Consider the following 15672-nt stretch of genomic DNA (forward strand, 5'->3'; position numbering starts at 1 on the left):
AGCACGACGCGGTACGTACGGAAGCGGCCGGTACCCCTCGCGCGGGGGTACCGGCCGCTTTCGCGTACGTACGCCGGGTGCGTAGGCCGGGTGCGTAGGCCGGGTGCGTAGGCCGTCAGCGCTGGTCGGAGCGGTTGCGGCGGAGGATCGCGAAGCCGAGACCCGCGGCGCCGACGGCGGCCATGCCGCCACCAGCGGCCAGCAGGGTCGGGGCGCCCGCGTCGGCCGCCTGGGTGACGCCCTCGGCACCGGCCTTCACGCCACCCTTGGGCACGACGCGATCGGCCTTCTTCTCGACCGCCGGTCCGGCCTTCTGCTCGACCTTCTTCTCGGCCTTCTGCTCGACCTTCTTCTCGGCCTTCTTCTCGGCCTTCTTCTCGGCCGTGTACTTCTCGATGAGCCTGCCGCGGAAGTCGTAGACCCAGCTGCTGCCGCCGCCGTTCCTGCCGTCGATGACGACGAACTTCACGCGGTGGCCGTCCTGGACCAGCTTGTACGTCCAGCCGTCATGGACGGCGCCGGGGTTCTGGAGGTCGATGGCGCCGAGGAAGGCGCCCTTCGCCATGAACAGCTCGGCGCGCTTGCCGTTCGGCCCGTCGGTCAGCTTCGCGATCCGCCCGTCGGCCATCGTGACCCGCGCGGAGGTCTCCTTGCGGACCTCCTTCTTCTCGTCCGCCTTCTCGTCCGCCGCCGTGCCCTCCATCCAGGAGGTCACGGTGCCATTCGGCTGGAGGATGACGCGCATGCCGTTGTTCCGGCCCTGGGCGGGCTTGCCGTCCTTGCTGACCAGGGTGTCCAGCTTGGTGGACCCGTCGAAGATGTCGGCCTCGAAGTGTCGGTCGTTGATCTTGTAGATCTTGGCGACCGAGCGGTCGGCGAGATTGACGGTGGTCACGAACCCGCGGACGTTCCCCTCGGGGCGGGGCTTGGCGCTCGCCTCCGGCTGCGCGATGCCCGGCCGGGTCTCCGGTTCCGGGGCGGCCGGGGAATCGGCGAAGGCCGCGCCCACCGGCAGGGCCAGCACGGCCACCGCTCCGGCGGTGACGGCGGTGGCGCGGAGGGTGGTGCGGCGGGTGCTTCGGCGGGTGCTGCGCATGGCGTCGGCTCTTCCTCGTGGACATCGGGCTGCGATACGTCCGAAGCTACGGGGGACATATGTGCGTATTCAGTAGGCAATGTAACGAGAGGCCACAGACTCCCGCGCAGCCGTGTAAACCGCCCCGGGGGCCAGCCCCCCGGGGCAATACACCTAGGGGATGTCACAGGTCAGCCGCAAAGGCCCCGGGTTCCGGCCGCCCGCACACCGCCGGTCGCCGGACCAGGTACGTTCGATCACGTGGCAGGATTCAGGATCGGACGCGGCCGGGACAACAACCGTGCTCCGCAACAACCCCCGCAGCAGCAACAGCCGTACGGGCAGCAGCAACAGCCGCCGTACGGCCGGCAGGCCCATCCCCCGGCCGGCCCGCCGCCGCAGCAGCAGTGGCCGCAACCGTCGCCAGGGGGCCACGGGGAGCCGGAGTACTTCGACCCCCGCACGGGCGCTCCGCCCTACCCGGGCGGCGGCTATGGCGGCCCCGGCGGCGGGGGCTCGTACGCGGACAACCCCGGGCACACGCAGGCCTTCGCCTTCGGCGAGGACCCGTACAGCCAGGGCGCGACCTATCACGCGGGCGCGGACCGGCCCCCGGTCGGGCCGACCGGGCCGCGGCTGAGGTGGAAGGACCTGCTCCGGGGCATCGTCATGCGGCCCGGCCCGACCTTCCTCCAGATGCGGGACTACCCCGTCTGGGGTCCGGCGCTGATCGTGACGTTCCTGTACGGCCTGCTCGCCGTCTTCGGCTTCGACAAGGCCCGCAAGGACGTCATCAACGCGACGCTGGCCAACGCCGTCCCGATCGTCCTGACCTCGGCCGTCGCCTTCGTCATCTGCGGCCTGATCCTGGGCGCGGTCACGCACACCCTGGCCCGCCAGCTGGGCGGCGACGGCGCGTGGCAGCCGACGATCGGCCTGTCGATGCTGGTCATGTCGGTCACGGACGCCCCGCGCCTGCTCTTCGCCCTCTTCCTGGGCGGCGACAACGTCCTCGTACAGGTGCTGGGCTGGGCCACCTGGGTGGCGGCCGGCGCCCTCTTCACCTCGATGATCAGCAAATCGCACGACCTGCCGTGGCCGAAGGCCCTCGGCGCGTCCGCGATCCAGCTGATCGCCCTGCTGTCGATCATCAAGCTGGGCACGATCTAGCACCCCGGACAGCGCAGGAGGGCCCGTACGCGATGCGTACGGGCCCTCCTGCGCCATCCCTCGCGGGGACCCCTCGCGGGACGCCCTCAGGCGTCGAGGACCTGGCCCTCACGCTTGACGACGGGCGGTTCGACCGACCAGGGGAAGTTGATCCACTCGTCGGTCTTCTTCCACACGTATTCGCACTTCACCAGCGAGTGCGACTTCTCGTAGATCACGGCCGACCGCACCTCGGCGACGTGGTCGAGGCAGAAGTCGTGCACCAGCTTGAGCGTCTTGCCGGTGTCGGCGACGTCGTCGGTGATCAGCACCTTCTTGGCGGTGAAGTCGATCGCCTCGGGCACGGGGGCCAGCATGACGGGCATCTCGAGCGTCGTGCCCACGCCGGTGTAGAACTCCACGTTCACGAGGTGGATGTTCTTGCAGTCGAGCGCGTACGCCAGGCCGCCCGCCACGAAGACGCCGCCGCGCGCGATGCTGAGGATGATGTCGGGCTCGTACCCGTCGTCGGCGATGGTCTGCGCCAGCTCGCGGACGGCGCGGCCGAACCGCTCGTAGTCGAGGTTCTCGCGTACGTCGCTCATGCCTGGTGCCTCACCTGAGTGCGGTGGAAGTTCTGGAAGGACCGCGACGCCGTCGGTCCGCGCTGGCCCTGGTAGCGCGAGCCGTAGCGCTCGCTCCCGTACGGGAACTCGGCGGACGAGCTGAGCTGGAACAGGCACAGCTGCCCGATCTTCATGCCCGGCCAGAGCTTGATGGGCAGCGTGGCGAGGTTCGACAGCTCGAGCGTGACGTGCCCCGAGAACCCGGGGTCGATGAACCCGGCCGTCGAATGCGTCACCAGCCCGAGGCGGCCCAGGCTGGACTTGCCTTCCAGTCTGGACGCGATGTTGTCCGGGAGCGAGATGACCTCGTACGTCGAGGCCAGCACGAACTCACCCGGGTGAAGGATGAACGCCTCGTCGCCGTCCGGCTCGACCATCCGGGTCAGATCCGGCTGCTCGGTGGCGGGGTCGATGTGCGCGTAGCGGTGGTTCTCGAACACCCGGAAGAACCGGTCGAGCCGTACGTCGATGCTGGAGGGCTGCACCATCGAATCCTCGAACGGGTCGATGCGAACCCGTCCGCTGTCGATCTCGGCACGGATGTCTTTGTCGGAGAGAAGCACGTCCCGAGGATACGCAGAGCGCGCGGGCCACCCCCAATCGAGTGCGCCCGCGCGCGTCCGTCCGCTGCCGGTACGACTACCGCTTGCCTCCTGCGTGCCTACCGCTTGCCTACCGCTTGCCCACGGGCACCGCGTGCCGCAGGCGCGCGCACCGCGGACACCGGATGAGCCGCCCCGGACCGATCCGCCCGGCCCCGAGCTGCTGCATCGGGAACGAAGCGGTACTGAATACATGCCCTTCGGCACAACGGACGACGGTGTGCTCCATCGAGTCCCTTTCCCCAACGAGCCGTGCTGCGACGAATCGCCACATTAGGGGATGAACAAGACCCACTCCAGTCGCCGCTCCGCACCCCAAAGGTACGCCCCAACTCCCGCCCCCACAGCACCCGGTACCCCCACCACCCCCACCCCCCGCCGGGGCGAATTCACCGACAAGGGATCATGGGGTACAGTGTGCAACGATGCGGCACCAGATAATTGGCCCGCTGTGCGGATGTAGTTTAATGGTAGAACATGAGCTTCCCAAGCTTATAGCGCGGGTTCGATTCCCGTCATCCGCTCTTGCAAGAAGGCCCAGGTCAGCGACCTGGGCCTTCTTCGTTGTCTAGACCTATCGAGCCCCGCATGCCATAACTGCCGTCATTGTGCGTCGGGTTGACCCCGACTCGTACGCAGCAGCTTCAGGAAGACGGCGCCGGCGGGGCTGGAGGGGCCGTCCGTCCGCCAGGCCAGAGCGACCCGGCCGCGTAGCCGCGGCTCGGTGATCTCCAGCGTCCGCAGCCCGAACGCCGCCGCCGCGCTCGCGGGGAGGGCCGGAACCACCGCCACGCCGAGACCGCGGGCGGCGAGCTGTGCAAGGAACAGCGGAGCGGCTGCCTCGAAGGCGACGCGGGGCCGGAACCCCGCCTGTGCGCACGCGCGGTCGAGTACCCCGCGCAGCCCTGTGCCACGTGGCAGGCTGATCAACGGGCGATCGCGGAGCTCGGCCAACGGAATGCTCGTGCGGTCCGGGGACGTGAGGGCGGAGTCGTCCGGGGCGACGGCTGCGACCAGCGGCTCGTCGACCAGGACCTGGAGGGAGATGCCTGGCGGGGGCTCCTGGTCCGCGAGTCCGATCACCGCGGTGTCGAGCTCCCCTCGGTGCAGCGCGGCGAGCATCCGCTCTGAGGTGTCCTCGGTCAGGGCGATCTCCACCTGGGGGTGGTCCTCGTGGAAGCCTGCCAGGACGGCGGCGAGGTCGAACTCATGGGCTGCCCCGGCTGCGCCCGAGACGAGGCCGAGGGTGACCTTGCCGCGGAGCAACCCGGTGAATTCGCCCGCGGTCTGCCGTACCGCTTCGACGGCGGTGATCGCGGCCCGCGCGTACGGCAGTACGGCCTCGCCCACCTCCGTAAGCGTCACCGACCGGCCGGAGCGGTCGAGCAGCGAGTGCCCGAGTTCCTTTTCGAGCTGGCGGACCTGGGCACTCACACCCGGCTGTGCCAAGTGCAGCCGGGTGGCGGCGCGGGTGAAGTTGGCTTCCTCCGCGACCGTGACGAAGTACCGCAGCTGCCGAATATCCATAACTGATCATTCTAGTTGCGAGACATGCAAACTCTTGGACTTATGACGGGGCTGCCGAGAGCCTTGAGGCCATGGGGAACACGACGTACCGCAGACCAGCGGCGGAGATCAGAGCCGCGATCGCGGCCGAACGCCGGGAGCTGGCGGCCGTCCTGGACGGCCTGTCGGCCGAGGAGTGGGACGCGCCGACCCTGTGCGGGGGGTGGCGGGTACGGGAGGTCGCGGCCCACATGACGATGGGGTTTCGGTACTCGCTCTCCAAGATGGCGTGGCAACTGATCAGAGCGCGAGGCAGCCTCCATCGGATGACCGACCGATGTGCCCGCACAGACGCGGCCACCCATTCGACGCGTGGGCTCGCCGCATTGCTGAGTGACAACGCGGATCACCCCTGGAAACCGCCGGTCGGCGGGATCGAGGCGGCCTTGGGCCACGACGTGATCCACGGCCTGGACATCACGGTCGCGCTGGGCCTCGGCCGCCGGGTTCCCGAGGACCGCGTGCGCATCCTGCTGGAGAGCGTCGACGCCAGGACCCTCAAGTTCTTCGGAGCCGACCTCGGCGGCATAGAACTCCGTGCGAACGACCTTGAATGGTCCTTCGGCACCGGAACGCCTCTGTCCGGCGCCGCACAGGACCTTCTCCTGCTCGCATACGGCCGACGGCTCCCACCGGGACACCTCCGCGGCGACCCGCGCGACCGCTTCGTCGCCGCACCCGTGGCGTGACGGGCATGCGCATCCGACTGCTCCAGGGGCTCGCCCTGCTCGCCACCGGTCTCCTCGCCGGCGCGTTCGGCTACGGCGCAGCCAACCTCGTCCCCACCTTCAACGCGGTACCGCTCGACATACGGCTGTCGTTCCACGCCGAGTTGATGAAGATGAACGGCATCACCATGCAGGCGGCGATGGCCGTGTCGACGCTGAGCTCCCTCGCCCTCTCGGCCCTGGCCCGCGGCCGCGCCCGGCTGATGGCGGGTACGGCAGGTGGGCTGACCCTCGCGTCCTTCCTGATCACCCGGCTCGGCAACGTGCCGATCAACGGCCGGATCAAGGAATGGGCACTCACCTCGGCCCCGGCCGATCACGCGGAGATCCTGCGGCGCTGGGAACTCTTCAACAACCTGCGCACGCTCACTGCCCTCACGGCGTTCGTTCTGCTCATCGTCCTCACCCTCGGGCAACCGCCAGTCGACCAGAAGCAGACGCAGATCACCCCGGCTTGAACACGGTCGCGCCGCGACTCTGGACGTACCACAGGCCCTACCGCCAGGGGCATGCCCCAGCCGTGCCCTTACGGGCGGTGCGCAGCGGTCAGAACCGGTGCGCGGAGGCATGCCCTGCGAAGCCCGTCGGGAAGGCTCAGGTCAGCGACCTGGGGCTTCCTCGTTGTTCAGGCCTTCCTGGCGCCGCGCACCACCCCGCGCCACCTGCCCTGCTCGTGTCAGAGCAAGTGCGGCGGCGGTACGACCAGAACCACGGCGAGGAGGCGCGGCCTCATCCGTGGGAGCGCCTGGGTCTCGAACCACCCGCCGGACGGGAGCATGTGACGGCGAGCCGTACCGGGGGTGGGGTCGCCGAGTTCGGACGGGTCGATGCCGAGGTCGGCCAGCTCGACGATCTGGTCGGCGACGGCCTTCACCTCGTCGCGGACGGTCTTCGGGTAGCCGACCTCGTCCTCGGCGTGGAAGGCGTACTCCCACACCCAACGGTCGTCGGTCACCGGGCGGCCCCGCCGGCGGTACGGAGGCCGGCCTCGGCCGCGGCGGCGTTGCGGATGCGGCTGATCTCGAAGGCGATGTCTCGGGCCTCGCCGAGGTCGGTGACCTCTCCGGCGCGGGCCTCGAGCACGTGGAGTCGGGCGGCGGTCTCCGGGTGCCGGGCAATGGCCACCTCAACGGCCCACGCCTCCGTGAACGTGCGGAGAGGAATGGCGGAAACCTCGGCGCGCGCGCGGGCGGTGCTGGCCGCGCGGTCGCGGTCGAAGTCGGCGAGCAGCTGCGGAGCCACCTGGGCGAGGGCGGCGCGGATCGCCTCCGGCTGAGTGGGCGGCTGCGGGACGGCGGACGGCTGGGGCGCGGTGCTCATGCGGCTTCGGTCCTCTCCTCCTGGTCGAGTTCGCCCGCACGGTAGGCATCGGCAAGGGCGGTGACGTGCTGACGGGACCAGCCGACGCGGCGGCCGGTCGCAGCCTTCTGCCCGTAGCGGTCGGCGGAGCCGATCCGGCCCACCGTGCGATTGAGGTGCGCCTGCGTCCGCGCAAGGACCTGCTCGGCCCGGCGGACGGCCTTGAGTGCGTCGTCCAGATCGGCCTTCTCGTCGTCCGTCAGGGGGTCGCTCACAGTTCGCACAGCCCGAGCATAAACCGTCGCCCGCGTTTGACGCTATGACGCGACTCGGAAGAGCGATCGCGGCAGGAACGGGTACCTCCGGCGCCGACACCGCGCTGATAGCGGTGCAACAGGTTGCCCTGCGGCGACATATCAGCGGGAGAGAATCCGAGCCGTTCCAGCGCCGCGACCAAACGGCGCAAGCTCTGCTGATACGACTGCACGTCAGCCAGGACATCCAGGTCGGCGCTCGCCGCCGGTGGGGTCCGACCATGCTCCAGGCCGTGCAGGAGCACCATTTGCCCACCGATCAGCGACCAGGCATCCGGCACCTGCTCCGAAAGGTCGAACAGCACGTCCCACAGCTTCACCAGCGGACCGGTGAACAGGTCCGACTGCAGCCGTACGCCGGGCAATTCAGCCGCCATACTCATACCCTCCGAGGCGGTACATAGCGAGTCAGCAGAGACTCAAACAACCCAGCTGCGGCTGCATCGGCTCGGCCCTCGTGGCGGTCCAGCAAGTCGGCCGCCACTACTGAGGCGGGGGCGTCGTAGCCCCACCCAGGCGTTTCAGACCTTGAGCTCAGGAACGACCACATCTCCGCCGGGGGGATTCGGACCGAGACATTGCCCCGCTCTTCATCACGGACCATGCCGAACTCGGCTTCCAGTCTGTCGACGCTGCCGGGATGTACGTAGATCTCCGCACGGCCGAGAGCGATGTAGTCCGCCCCCGCCTGCGCCGCGGCACTCGCTCCCCCCTCACCACATCCTGAGCGGCGAGCAGAACCGGCAGTACGCCGGAATGAACGCGGTACGAGCGAACCTCGGCTCTGGCGGCAAGAAGCTCCTGAAGCAGGGCCGGAGCCGGTTGCCCGTGGGCAAGGAGATTCCGCAATCGCATGCGCACCCGGGACTTCTCGGCATCGGACAGGCCCACCGGCTGATGGCCGTCCAGCACCGCCAGAACGCCCCATGCATTGCGGGCCGACAACGGTCTCCGTGAACGAGGGCCCCGGTCCTTTCGATCCCGGACACTGCCCCCGGCAACCAGCCAACGGCCACCGACCCGCTGCCCTTGAAGCTTCCCGTCATGCAGCAACTGACGGACACGGGAATCATCCACCCCGAGCAGGGCCGCGTCCCGCACACCGAGCGGGTCAGACCCCACCCATCCGCCGACGCTTTGGCGGTGCAACAGATTCGTACTGGCGTACGGAATCGTTTTCCTGACGCCGCGTCACTCATGTAGACCCTTTTCCTGATTTGCGGTCTATCGCTGTGCAATATGCGGGAATACCCCGGTTCGCGGCGTATCACTGCCTCTGGCAGAGAGTCGCTCTGCGGTCCTCCGCTCAGGGTGATTCAGCGCGTCGGCACAGGCAGGGGGATCGCGGCCCTGAGCGGTCATCGCCGCGGCGCTCGGAATCCTCCTTGGGGGGCTTGAGATTCGAAGCAACAAGAAAGGTCCCGCTATGGCATCGGACGTCATCCGGTCGGATCCACCCGCCAGAGGGTCACAACGCACGCTGCTCAGACGGGGGTCTCTCTCCCTGCTCCCCGTGGCGCTCGTGGCGGCGGCCTCCCTGGCCCCGAGCCCCGCTTACGCCGCCGAAGCCCCCGTGGGGCTGGGGACCGCCACCAACTATGCGGTTCTGGCCGGTTCGACGATCACCAATACGAACCCCACAGTCATCAACGGCGACCTGGGGCTACATCCGGGCACATCGGTGACCGGCTTCCCGCCGGGCATCGTCAACGGAACACAGCACGTGACCGACGCCGCCGCCATGCAGGCGAAGGCCGACCTCGTCACCGCCTACAACGACGCGGACAGCCGGGGACCCGGGAACGTGCTCGCCACGGCCGATATCGGCGGACAAACGCTGGCGCCCGGCGTCTACTCGGCCTCGTCGGAGCTGCACATCACCGGAACGGTGACGCTCGACGGTCAGAACCAGCCCGACTCCGTGTTCATCTTCCGGATCCCCTCGACCCTGATCACGGCTCCGGCCAGCGTCGTGGCCTTCATCAACGGAGCGAACGCCTGCAACGTGTTCTGGGAGGTGGGCAGCTCCGCCACCCTCGACACGACCACGCAGTTCAAGGGCAACATCCTGGCCATGGAGTCCATCACGCTGAACCACAGCGCCGTGATCGAAGGCCGCGCCCTGGCGCGCAATGGCGCGGTCACGATGGACAACAACACGATCACGAGGGCAGCCTGCGCGGTTGGCCCGCCCGGGCCTCCCGGGCCGACGGGCTCACCCGGCCCCACCGGCAGCCCCGGTCCCACCGGCAGCCCCGGCCCGACCGGTGCACCCGGTCCCACCGGTGCACCCGGTCCCACCGGTGCACCCGGTCCCACCGGTGCACCCGGTCCCACCGGCAGCCCTGGTGCCCCCGGCTCGCCCGGTGCCCCCGGCCCCACCGGCTCGCCTGGCGCCCCCGGCCCCACCGGAGCCCCCGGCTCGCCCGGAGCGCCCGGGCCCACCGGTTCCGCAGGACCTGCCGGACCTGCGGGACCCACCGGACCCGCCGGACCTGCCGGACCCGCCGGACCCACCGGACCCGCCGGACCTGCCGGACCTGCCGGACCCGCGGGACCCGCGGGACCCAAGGGGCCTCGCGGCGACAAGGGCGAAAAGGGTGACAAGGGCGAGCACGGCCACGGTCACCACGACCACGGCAAGGGCGAGCACGGTCAAGGTCCCGACGACCACGACCATGACGAGCACGGTCAAGGTCCCGACGACCACGACCATGACGAGGACGAACACGGTCAAGGTCCCGACGACCACGACCATGGCAAGCCCCCCTGGGCCGACTTCTTGCCAGGCGGCCTCGACGACGCCCTGGGCCACGTGGGTCGCGGCTCCACGCCCAAGAGCGTCAACTTCGCCCACGTGAGCGCCGCCACGGACCAGCGGTCGCGGGTGGCGTCGCCAGACCTCAGCGCGCGCGGCGCGAGCAGCGGGACCACCTTCATGGCCGCCTGTGCGGCCGCACTGGCCTTCCTCGGAGGCTCGGCCCTCTTCGCCATGAAACGAACCCGGCGAGGTGCAACGACTCGACAGGACTAGCCCATCGCAGGCGTGACCACCTCACGTCGCTGAACGATCCGTCCCGAGCGCTCGGGACGGATCGCCAGACCGTGGGCGTTCCCGTCACCGACGGCCTACCGCACGGCGTTCACAGGTGGCAGGGCAGTTCGCGAGCGTCGGGTCGGAATTCCGTGCCGGCGTACGCCTTGGCGGCTTCGTCGAGGAAATTCAGGGTGTTCTCCGGGCTCAATGCCTGGGCCTGCAAGTGCGCGTACATATCGCTGTAGCACCGTACGTCGGATCGTTTTTCCAGATAGAAATCGCTGGTGAAGCCTTCCAGATACACCACGTAGGAGTTCCACCAGCCCTGCTGACCCGATTTCTTGGCCAGCTGCATCAGACGGTCGACGAGCCGCTGATCCTGGACTCCGTATTTTTCCGGTTCGAATAAATAAGAACGAACGCCAAACCCCTTCATGTTTCTGAGCAATATGCCAGCGGCAGAGAGACCACCGCCGCGGCGCGGGATCCGTGACGATCCTGCCCGCCGAGGCCCGCTGGGCCACGTCCGCCGCCTGGTCCGCAGCGCTGCGGAAAGCCCCCGATGCCGAAGACACGGCACGGGCATACCCTGATAAGTGGGTCATTGCACTCTCACGTGCAGTGCCCGGAAGGGCGGCCCCGGTGCGTGAATGTGCCGGGGCCGTTGCATCACCGTCTCACCGCGCCGATCCGATCATCCGCTCTTCCGGGAAGGCCCAGGTCAGCAACCTGGGCCTTCTTCGTTGTCTAGACCCTTTCAAGAGTCCCGCACCACTTGCGCACCACTTGACTCCTTTCCCGCCTGCTCAGCGGCCGTCTTCCGGGCGGCCCGCACCATTCCATAGAGGAACCCCGGCCGGGGCGGCCGGGGTTCCTCTTCGTGGGCGGGGCGAGGGGGGTCAGTGCTGGAGGGTGAGGATGCCCGGGCGGTACGGCAGTTGGTCGTAGGGGCCGCCTGCGGTGGGGGATTTGCCCTGGTAGAGGAACTGGAGGTTGCAGGGGTCGATGGTCATGGTCTGGTCGGGGTTGTTGCGGACCAGGTCACCGTGGCTGATGTCGTTGGTCCAGGTGGCGCCGCTGTTGGCCTTGCCCGCGAAGGGGTTGTTCTCGCTGGTGGCCTGCGGGGTCCAGGAACCGCTCAGGCCGGAGGCCGTGAACGAGCGGAAGTAGCGCTGCTGGTTCGCGCCCTTCGCCTCGACGATCATGAGGTACTGGTTCTGGCCCTGCACCTTGTAGACCTGCGGCGCCTCGAACAGCTTGTCCGCCGCGTCGCTCATGACCGTCGTGTACGACGAGCCGAAGTTGCCCGGGAAGTTCCCGATCGGCATGCTCGCCCGGTAGATCTTGCCGTTGTCACCGGCGAAGAACAGGTACATGTTCTGGTCGTCGGCGATCAGGGTCTGGTCGATCGGGCCGGTCGGGGAGTCGGTGCGGGGGATGCTGCCGGTGAACAGCGGCTGCGGCGCGGACCAGCCGTTGGGGTTGGTCGGGTCGCTCGAGGTGCGGTAGATGAAGGGCCACTGACCCCACTGGTAAGCCAGCACCCAGATCTTCTTGGGCGCGAAGTAGAACAGCGTGGGCGCCACCGCGGCCTGGTTCATGCCGGTCTGGCCGGCCGACGCCATGTCCGACCAGTTCGTGAAGGGACGGAACATCATCGAGCCGTACGCCGATCCCGCGAAGTTCGTCCCGTAGACCAGGTGTTTGCCGTTGTACGTGACGGTGGTGAAGTCCTTCAGCGAGGCTCCCCCGTTCGCCGGCTGCGCCAGCGCGCCCGTCGACGTCCATCGGTACGTCGACGGAAGGGCGCACGGGCCGCCCGCCGGGGAGGGCGTCGTCGGGGTCGACGTGCCGGACAGGCCGGTCCACTTCTGGTTGCCACCGCCGGACCAGCAGGCGTGCAGCTGGATCTTGGTGCGGTTGGCGGTGGCCGCGCCGACGGCGTCGAGGCACAGGCCGGACCGGACCTCGGCGATCGTGCCGTCCGTGTTGATGTTCCACTGCTGGCCCGCGCCGCCGTTGCAGTCCGCGATGACCACCGCGGTGCCGTTGGCGGTGCCGTTGTCCTTGGCGTCCAGGCACTTGGTGCCGTAGACCATCAGCTGCTTGCCGGCGGTGTAGGTCCAGCGCTGGTTGGTCTGCCCGTTGCAGTCCCACAGCTGCGCCTGGGTGCCGTTGGCGGTGGTCGAGCCGTTGATGTCGATGCACCGACCGGAGCCGACGCCCTTGATCGCCCCGGTACCGGCTCCGTCGGTGGCGCCGGGGGCGGCCTTGAGGGCGTTCACGACGGCGGAGTAGGCGGCCTTGGGGTTGCCGTTGTTGTCGAAGAGCAGGGGGCTCTCGCCGCCGCGCCAGGAGTCGCTGTCGCGGATGCCCCACACCGTGATCCCGCTGCACCGGAGCACTGCCAGGCAGGCCTTGACCGTGTTGGCGTAGTGGGTGGGCGACGCCTGGGCGATGTCCAGCTCGGTGATCTGGACGTCGACACCCAGGGCGGCGAAGCTGGACAGGGTGGTCTGGAAGCTCGACGGCGGGCCGCCGGCGCCGAAGTGGCTCTGGAAGCCGACGCAGTCGATCGGCACGCCGCGGGCCTTGAAGTCCTTGACCATGCTGTAGACGCCCTGCGTCTTGGCGTCCGACCAGTTCTCGATGTTGTAGTCGTTGTAGCAGAGCTTGGCCGAGGGGTCCGCCGCCCGGGCGGTGCGGAACGCCTCCTCGATGAATCCGTTGCCCAGCACGTTCTGGAACACCGAGCCGCGGTGCTGGCCGGAGCCGTCGGCGAACGCCTCGTTGACCACGTCCCAGGCGTAGATCTTGCCCTTGTAGTGGGTCATCTCGGTGGTGATGTGGTTGTTCATCACGCTGCGCAGCGTGTTCGCGTCGCGGATGGAGCTGACCCAGGCCGGGAGCTGCGAGTGCCAGACCGTGGTGTGGCCGCGCATGCGCTGGCCGTGCTCCGTGGCGTGGTTGACGATGCGGTCGGCGGGGCCGAAGGTGAAATTGCCGCGGGACGGCTCGATGGCGTCCCACTTCATCTCGTTCTCCGGGGTGATCATGTTGAACTCCCGGTCCGCGAGCCCGGCGTACGTCGAGTCGCCGAGCCTGCCGGCGGCCACGGCGGTGCCGAAGTACCGGCCCGAGGGTGCCGCCTGCGTACCCAGGGGCGTCGTGGCTCCGGCGGAGCTGGGGAGGAGCGTCACGACGCCGGCCACCAGCGCCGCGGCCGTCACTCCTATCGCCACGGTTCGGCGACGCCGGCTGAGCCGGTGCAGGCCCTTCATGATTCACCTCGGGAGTCGCGGGTCACCCTGGTCGCCGTGAGCGTGCGCGCGTCGGCCGCTACGGCCTGATCCGCCGCGGGGTGGGTGCGGTGCGGGAGGCGGGACCGTTCCCGCCCACCGGTCACCCGGGGTTCGTGGCTGTGTCGCGTCATGGGTGGGGCCTTCTTCAGGGGATGCGTCAAGGGGAAGTCGGGGAACCCGCCCCGCCGGCACCTCCTGGTGAACGGCGGGACGAGCAACCCCACGAAGAGGAGGCCTCCCCGCGCGCGGCCCCGTAACGAAAAAATCGCGCCGCCCCGGCGATTGCCCCGTGATGCATCTCGCGGCCGGAAAGTGTTACGGCGCGTCCCCGGTTCCGGCCGTCCCCGGGAAGGGGGTGCTCAGGGAGCGGGTCTCAAGCCCCCGCCCCGCGCGGGACGAAGGAGGCCTGGCCGGCGAAGGACGCGGTGCCGTCGGAGCCGTCGAGCCAGATGCCCCCGTCGCGGTGGCGCAGGACCGATCCCGGGTAGTTGTGCGCGTGCAGGGTCACCGATCCGGGGGCCGAACCGGTGCTCGGGCAGAAGGTGGCGTCCTCACGGAACAGTCCGCTGCCGTCGTCGGCGCTCAGCCGCAACCGCAGGAGGCGATGGCGCAGATAGCGGCCGTCAGCGGCGCGGAAGGTGACGCACCGCGGGTCGGCCAGCCCCTGGACGACCGTGAAGGTGACCCGCTCCCGTGTCTGCGCGCCGCTGGACGCGGAGACTCGGCCGAGCGCCGCGAAGTCGTCGGCGTACGTGAGGTACAGGCCGGGTTCGTCCACGGACTCCAGCGACCGCGCGCCCAGCGGCACCGTGCCCGCGGCGGCGGACGGGCCCGACGGGGACGGGCCCGACGGGGACGGGTCGGCCGGAGACGCGCCGGCCGACGGGGTGGTGCCCGTCGGGACCGGCGTGGGACCGCCGGCCGTGGGGGCGGCGAGGACGCCGGACCCCCGATGCTCCGGTGCGGGCCAGGTCGCGTAGGTGGCGGTCCCGGCGATGAGCACCGCGGCGGTGGCGAGGCTCACCACCGGATGAGCGGTCACCACCTGCAGCTTGCCGATCAGCGAGCCGTACAGGCCGCTTCCCCCCGCGGCCGTGCCGAAGGCGGCGGGCGCCGTGGCCAGCCCGGCGGCGCTCGCGGCCGTGCCCGACAGCAGGCCCTTGGCCACCAGCGCGGCGCCGAGTCCGGCCGGGACGGCCAGCGGCAGGAGGCTGAGGACCAGCCGTTCGGCCGGAACCCGCTCCGTCGTCGTCGCCGTGCAGAGCGGGCAGCCGCGGGTGTGCCGCGCGATCCGCTTGCGCCACACGGAGGACCGCAGACCGTCCCAGCCGACGACGGTCCCGTCCAACTCCGGACAGCGCGGGTCCGCCGCCAGCGCGGCCACGATCGTCCGGCTCAGCTCCAGCTGCTCGCGCATGCGCTGCAGGCGTACGCCGACGTGGGCGACGGTGAGTCCCAGCGAGGCGGACATGTCGTCGCGGCTCAGCGAGCCGGCGCATTCCTGCCACCACAGCGACAGCAGCACCCGATGGTCCGGGTCGAGCCACCGGCCGGCTTCGACGACCTGCCGGCGCTCGTCGGACACGTGCAGACGCAGGAGCGTCACGTCCTCGGGTTCGGCGCCCAGGTCCGGTATCCGCAACGCCTCGTCGATGACCGTGGTCCGGTCGGCGGCGGCGCGTTGCCGCTGCCAGTGCGTGGTGATCTGGCGGAGCGTGATCGACACCAGCCAGGACCGGAAGCTCTCCGGGGCCCGCAGGGCGGGCAGGTCGCGCACCACGCGCAGCAGGGTTTCCTGGACGACGTCGTCGACGTCGGCATGCCCGCTCAACGCCCGGCCGACGATGTTGTACACCAACGGCAGGTAAGCGGCGATCAGTTCCTCGCGCGCCCGGTCGTCACCGGCCTGCGCCGCGAGCACCAGCCCCGCGTGGTCCGCGTTCATGAGCCCCATTCCCTACCTCCCTCAGGGGA

16 protein-coding genes and 1 tRNA gene are annotated in these 15672 nt (G+C 69.6%); 5 read left to right on the forward strand and 12 right to left on the reverse strand.

From position 1 onward, the window contains the following. Positions 1 to 115 precede the first annotated feature (115 nt). Entirely contained in the window at positions 116 to 1096 is a 981-nt protein-coding gene (locus ABT084_RS37940; protein ID WP_502968830.1) for a hypothetical protein, read from the reverse strand. Between the two features lie 240 nt (positions 1097 to 1336). Between ABT084_RS37940 and ABT084_RS03940 the strand changes: the two genes are divergently transcribed. Beyond that, on the forward strand, positions 1337 to 2245 hold the full coding sequence (locus ABT084_RS03940; protein ID WP_351038072.1) for a Yip1 family protein: 909 nt from the start codon (positions 1337 to 1339) through the stop codon (positions 2243 to 2245). A gap of 86 nt (positions 2246 to 2331) precedes the next feature. Here ABT084_RS03940 and ABT084_RS03945 read toward each other — a convergent pair whose 3' ends face one another. The 3 genes from ABT084_RS03945 to ABT084_RS03955 all read right to left on the reverse strand — a co-directional run bounded on the left by ABT084_RS03945 (position 2332) and on the right by ABT084_RS03955 (position 3726). Then, a complete protein-coding gene (locus ABT084_RS03945) occupies positions 2332 to 2829 on the reverse strand; it encodes a phosphoribosyltransferase (protein WP_351038073.1) in 498 nt (165 codons plus the stop codon). After that, entirely contained in the window at positions 2826 to 3413 is a 588-nt protein-coding gene (gene dcd, locus ABT084_RS03950) for a dCTP deaminase (RefSeq protein ID WP_351038074.1), read from the reverse strand. The genes ABT084_RS03945 and dcd overlap by 4 nt, the downstream gene beginning before the upstream one ends. 109 nt (positions 3414 to 3522) lie before the next feature. Continuing rightward, positions 3523 to 3726 (reverse strand): hypothetical protein, encoded by a 204-nt coding sequence (locus ABT084_RS03955; protein WP_351038075.1) that lies wholly within the window; start codon positions 3724 to 3726, stop codon positions 3523 to 3525. Positions 3727 to 3905: 179 nt separating this feature from the next. Here ABT084_RS03955 and ABT084_RS03960 point away from each other — a divergent pair. Continuing rightward, positions 3906 to 3976 (forward strand) — tRNA-Gly (locus ABT084_RS03960). 79 nt (positions 3977 to 4055) lie between these two features. On the opposite strand, the gene ABT084_RS03965 is transcribed toward ABT084_RS03960, so the two are convergent. Further along, complete coding sequence (locus ABT084_RS03965; RefSeq protein ID WP_351038076.1) at positions 4056 to 4979, reverse strand: LysR family transcriptional regulator; 924 nt, start codon at positions 4977 to 4979, stop codon at positions 4056 to 4058. A gap of 71 nt (positions 4980 to 5050) precedes the next feature. Here ABT084_RS03965 and ABT084_RS03970 point away from each other — a divergent pair, with 71 nt between their 5' ends. Beyond that, positions 5051 to 5707, forward strand: coding sequence for a maleylpyruvate isomerase family mycothiol-dependent enzyme (locus ABT084_RS03970; protein ID WP_351038077.1), 657 nt, complete (start codon positions 5051 to 5053; stop codon positions 5705 to 5707). 5 nt (positions 5708 to 5712) lie between these two features. Then, positions 5713 to 6204, forward strand: a complete 492-nt coding sequence (locus ABT084_RS03975) for an anthrone oxygenase family protein (RefSeq protein ID WP_351038078.1) — start codon at positions 5713 to 5715, stop codon at positions 6202 to 6204. Positions 6205 to 6422: 218 nt separating this feature from the next. Here the strand turns inward: ABT084_RS03975 and ABT084_RS03980 are convergent, their stop codons facing one another. From ABT084_RS03980 to ABT084_RS03995, 4 genes are read right to left on the reverse strand one after another with little or no spacing between them, the layout of a single operon-like run. After that, positions 6423 to 6701, reverse strand: a complete 279-nt coding sequence (locus ABT084_RS03980; RefSeq protein WP_351038079.1) for a hypothetical protein — start codon at positions 6699 to 6701, stop codon at positions 6423 to 6425. Continuing rightward, positions 6698 to 7066 carry a hypothetical protein gene (locus ABT084_RS03985; protein ID WP_351038080.1) on the reverse strand — a complete coding sequence of 123 codons (369 nt, stop codon included), beginning with the start codon at positions 7064 to 7066 and terminating at the stop codon, positions 6698 to 6700. The genes ABT084_RS03980 and ABT084_RS03985 overlap by 4 nt, the downstream gene beginning before the upstream one ends. Next, positions 7063 to 7329: a hypothetical protein gene (locus ABT084_RS03990; RefSeq protein ID WP_351038081.1), complete on the reverse strand. Its 267-nt coding sequence runs from the start codon at positions 7327 to 7329 to the stop codon at positions 7063 to 7065. The genes ABT084_RS03985 and ABT084_RS03990 overlap by 4 nt, the downstream gene beginning before the upstream one ends. After that, positions 7317 to 7736 (reverse strand): hypothetical protein, encoded by a 420-nt coding sequence (locus ABT084_RS03995; protein WP_351038082.1) that lies wholly within the window; start codon positions 7734 to 7736, stop codon positions 7317 to 7319. The genes ABT084_RS03990 and ABT084_RS03995 overlap by 13 nt, the downstream gene beginning before the upstream one ends. A 1136-nt stretch (positions 7737 to 8872) precedes the next feature. Between ABT084_RS03995 and ABT084_RS04000 the strand changes: the two genes are divergently transcribed. After that, positions 8873 to 10393, forward strand: a complete 1521-nt coding sequence (locus tag ABT084_RS04000; protein WP_351038083.1) for an ice-binding family protein — start codon at positions 8873 to 8875, stop codon at positions 10391 to 10393. Between the two features lie 109 nt (positions 10394 to 10502). On the opposite strand, the gene ABT084_RS04005 is transcribed toward ABT084_RS04000, so the two are convergent. The 3 genes from ABT084_RS04005 to ABT084_RS04015 all read right to left on the reverse strand — a co-directional run bounded on the left by ABT084_RS04005 (position 10503) and on the right by ABT084_RS04015 (position 15643). Further along, positions 10503 to 10832 carry a Scr1 family TA system antitoxin-like transcriptional regulator gene (locus tag ABT084_RS04005; RefSeq protein ID WP_351038084.1) on the reverse strand — a complete coding sequence of 110 codons (330 nt, stop codon included), beginning with the start codon at positions 10830 to 10832 and terminating at the stop codon, positions 10503 to 10505. A 463-nt stretch (positions 10833 to 11295) separates the two neighbouring features. Continuing rightward, positions 11296 to 13677 (reverse strand): non-reducing end alpha-L-arabinofuranosidase family hydrolase, encoded by a 2382-nt coding sequence (locus ABT084_RS04010; protein ID WP_351038085.1) that lies wholly within the window; start codon positions 13675 to 13677, stop codon positions 11296 to 11298. A gap of 394 nt (positions 13678 to 14071) precedes the next feature. Next, the gene (locus ABT084_RS04015; RefSeq protein WP_351038086.1) at positions 14072 to 15643 is read right to left on the reverse strand and encodes a sigma-70 family RNA polymerase sigma factor; all 1572 of its coding nucleotides are present in this window, start codon (positions 15641 to 15643) and stop codon (positions 14072 to 14074) included. Between the last annotated feature and the right edge of the window lie 29 nt (positions 15644 to 15672).

Source organism: Streptomyces sp. NPDC002138 (assembly GCF_040296485.1).
Taxonomy (GTDB): domain Bacteria; phylum Actinomycetota; class Actinomycetes; order Streptomycetales; family Streptomycetaceae; genus Streptomyces.

What these genes read in the sequence shown, in the direction of transcription:
- ABT084_RS37940 (WP_502968830.1), bottom strand. Translation starts at nt 1,096, where the DNA reads ATGCGCAGCACCCGCCGAAGCACCCGCCGCACCACCCTCCGCGCCACC.
- ABT084_RS03945 (WP_351038073.1), bottom strand. Translation starts at nt 2,829, where the DNA reads ATGAGCGACGTACGCGAGAACCTCGACTACGAGCGGTTCGGCCGCGCC.
- ABT084_RS03955 (WP_351038075.1), bottom strand. Translation starts at nt 3,726, where the DNA reads ATGTGGCGATTCGTCGCAGCACGGCTCGTTGGGGAAAGGGACTCGATG.
- ABT084_RS03965 (WP_351038076.1), bottom strand. Translation starts at nt 4,979, where the DNA reads ATGGATATTCGGCAGCTGCGGTACTTCGTCACGGTCGCGGAGGAAGCC.
- ABT084_RS03970 (WP_351038077.1), top strand. Translation starts at nt 5,051, where the DNA reads ATGGGGAACACGACGTACCGCAGACCAGCGGCGGAGATCAGAGCCGCG.
- ABT084_RS03975 (WP_351038078.1), top strand. Translation starts at nt 5,713, where the DNA reads ATGCGCATCCGACTGCTCCAGGGGCTCGCCCTGCTCGCCACCGGTCTC.
- ABT084_RS03985 (WP_351038080.1), bottom strand. Translation starts at nt 7,066, where the DNA reads ATGAGCACCGCGCCCCAGCCGTCCGCCGTCCCGCAGCCGCCCACTCAG.
- ABT084_RS03995 (WP_351038082.1), bottom strand. Translation starts at nt 7,736, where the DNA reads ATGGCGGCTGAATTGCCCGGCGTACGGCTGCAGTCGGACCTGTTCACC.
- ABT084_RS04005 (WP_351038084.1), bottom strand. Translation starts at nt 10,832, where the DNA reads ATGAAGGGGTTTGGCGTTCGTTCTTATTTATTCGAACCGGAAAAATAC.
- ABT084_RS04010 (WP_351038085.1), bottom strand. Translation starts at nt 13,677, where the DNA reads ATGAAGGGCCTGCACCGGCTCAGCCGGCGTCGCCGAACCGTGGCGATA.
- ABT084_RS04015 (WP_351038086.1), bottom strand. Translation starts at nt 15,643, where the DNA reads ATGAACGCGGACCACGCGGGGCTGGTGCTCGCGGCGCAGGCCGGTGAC.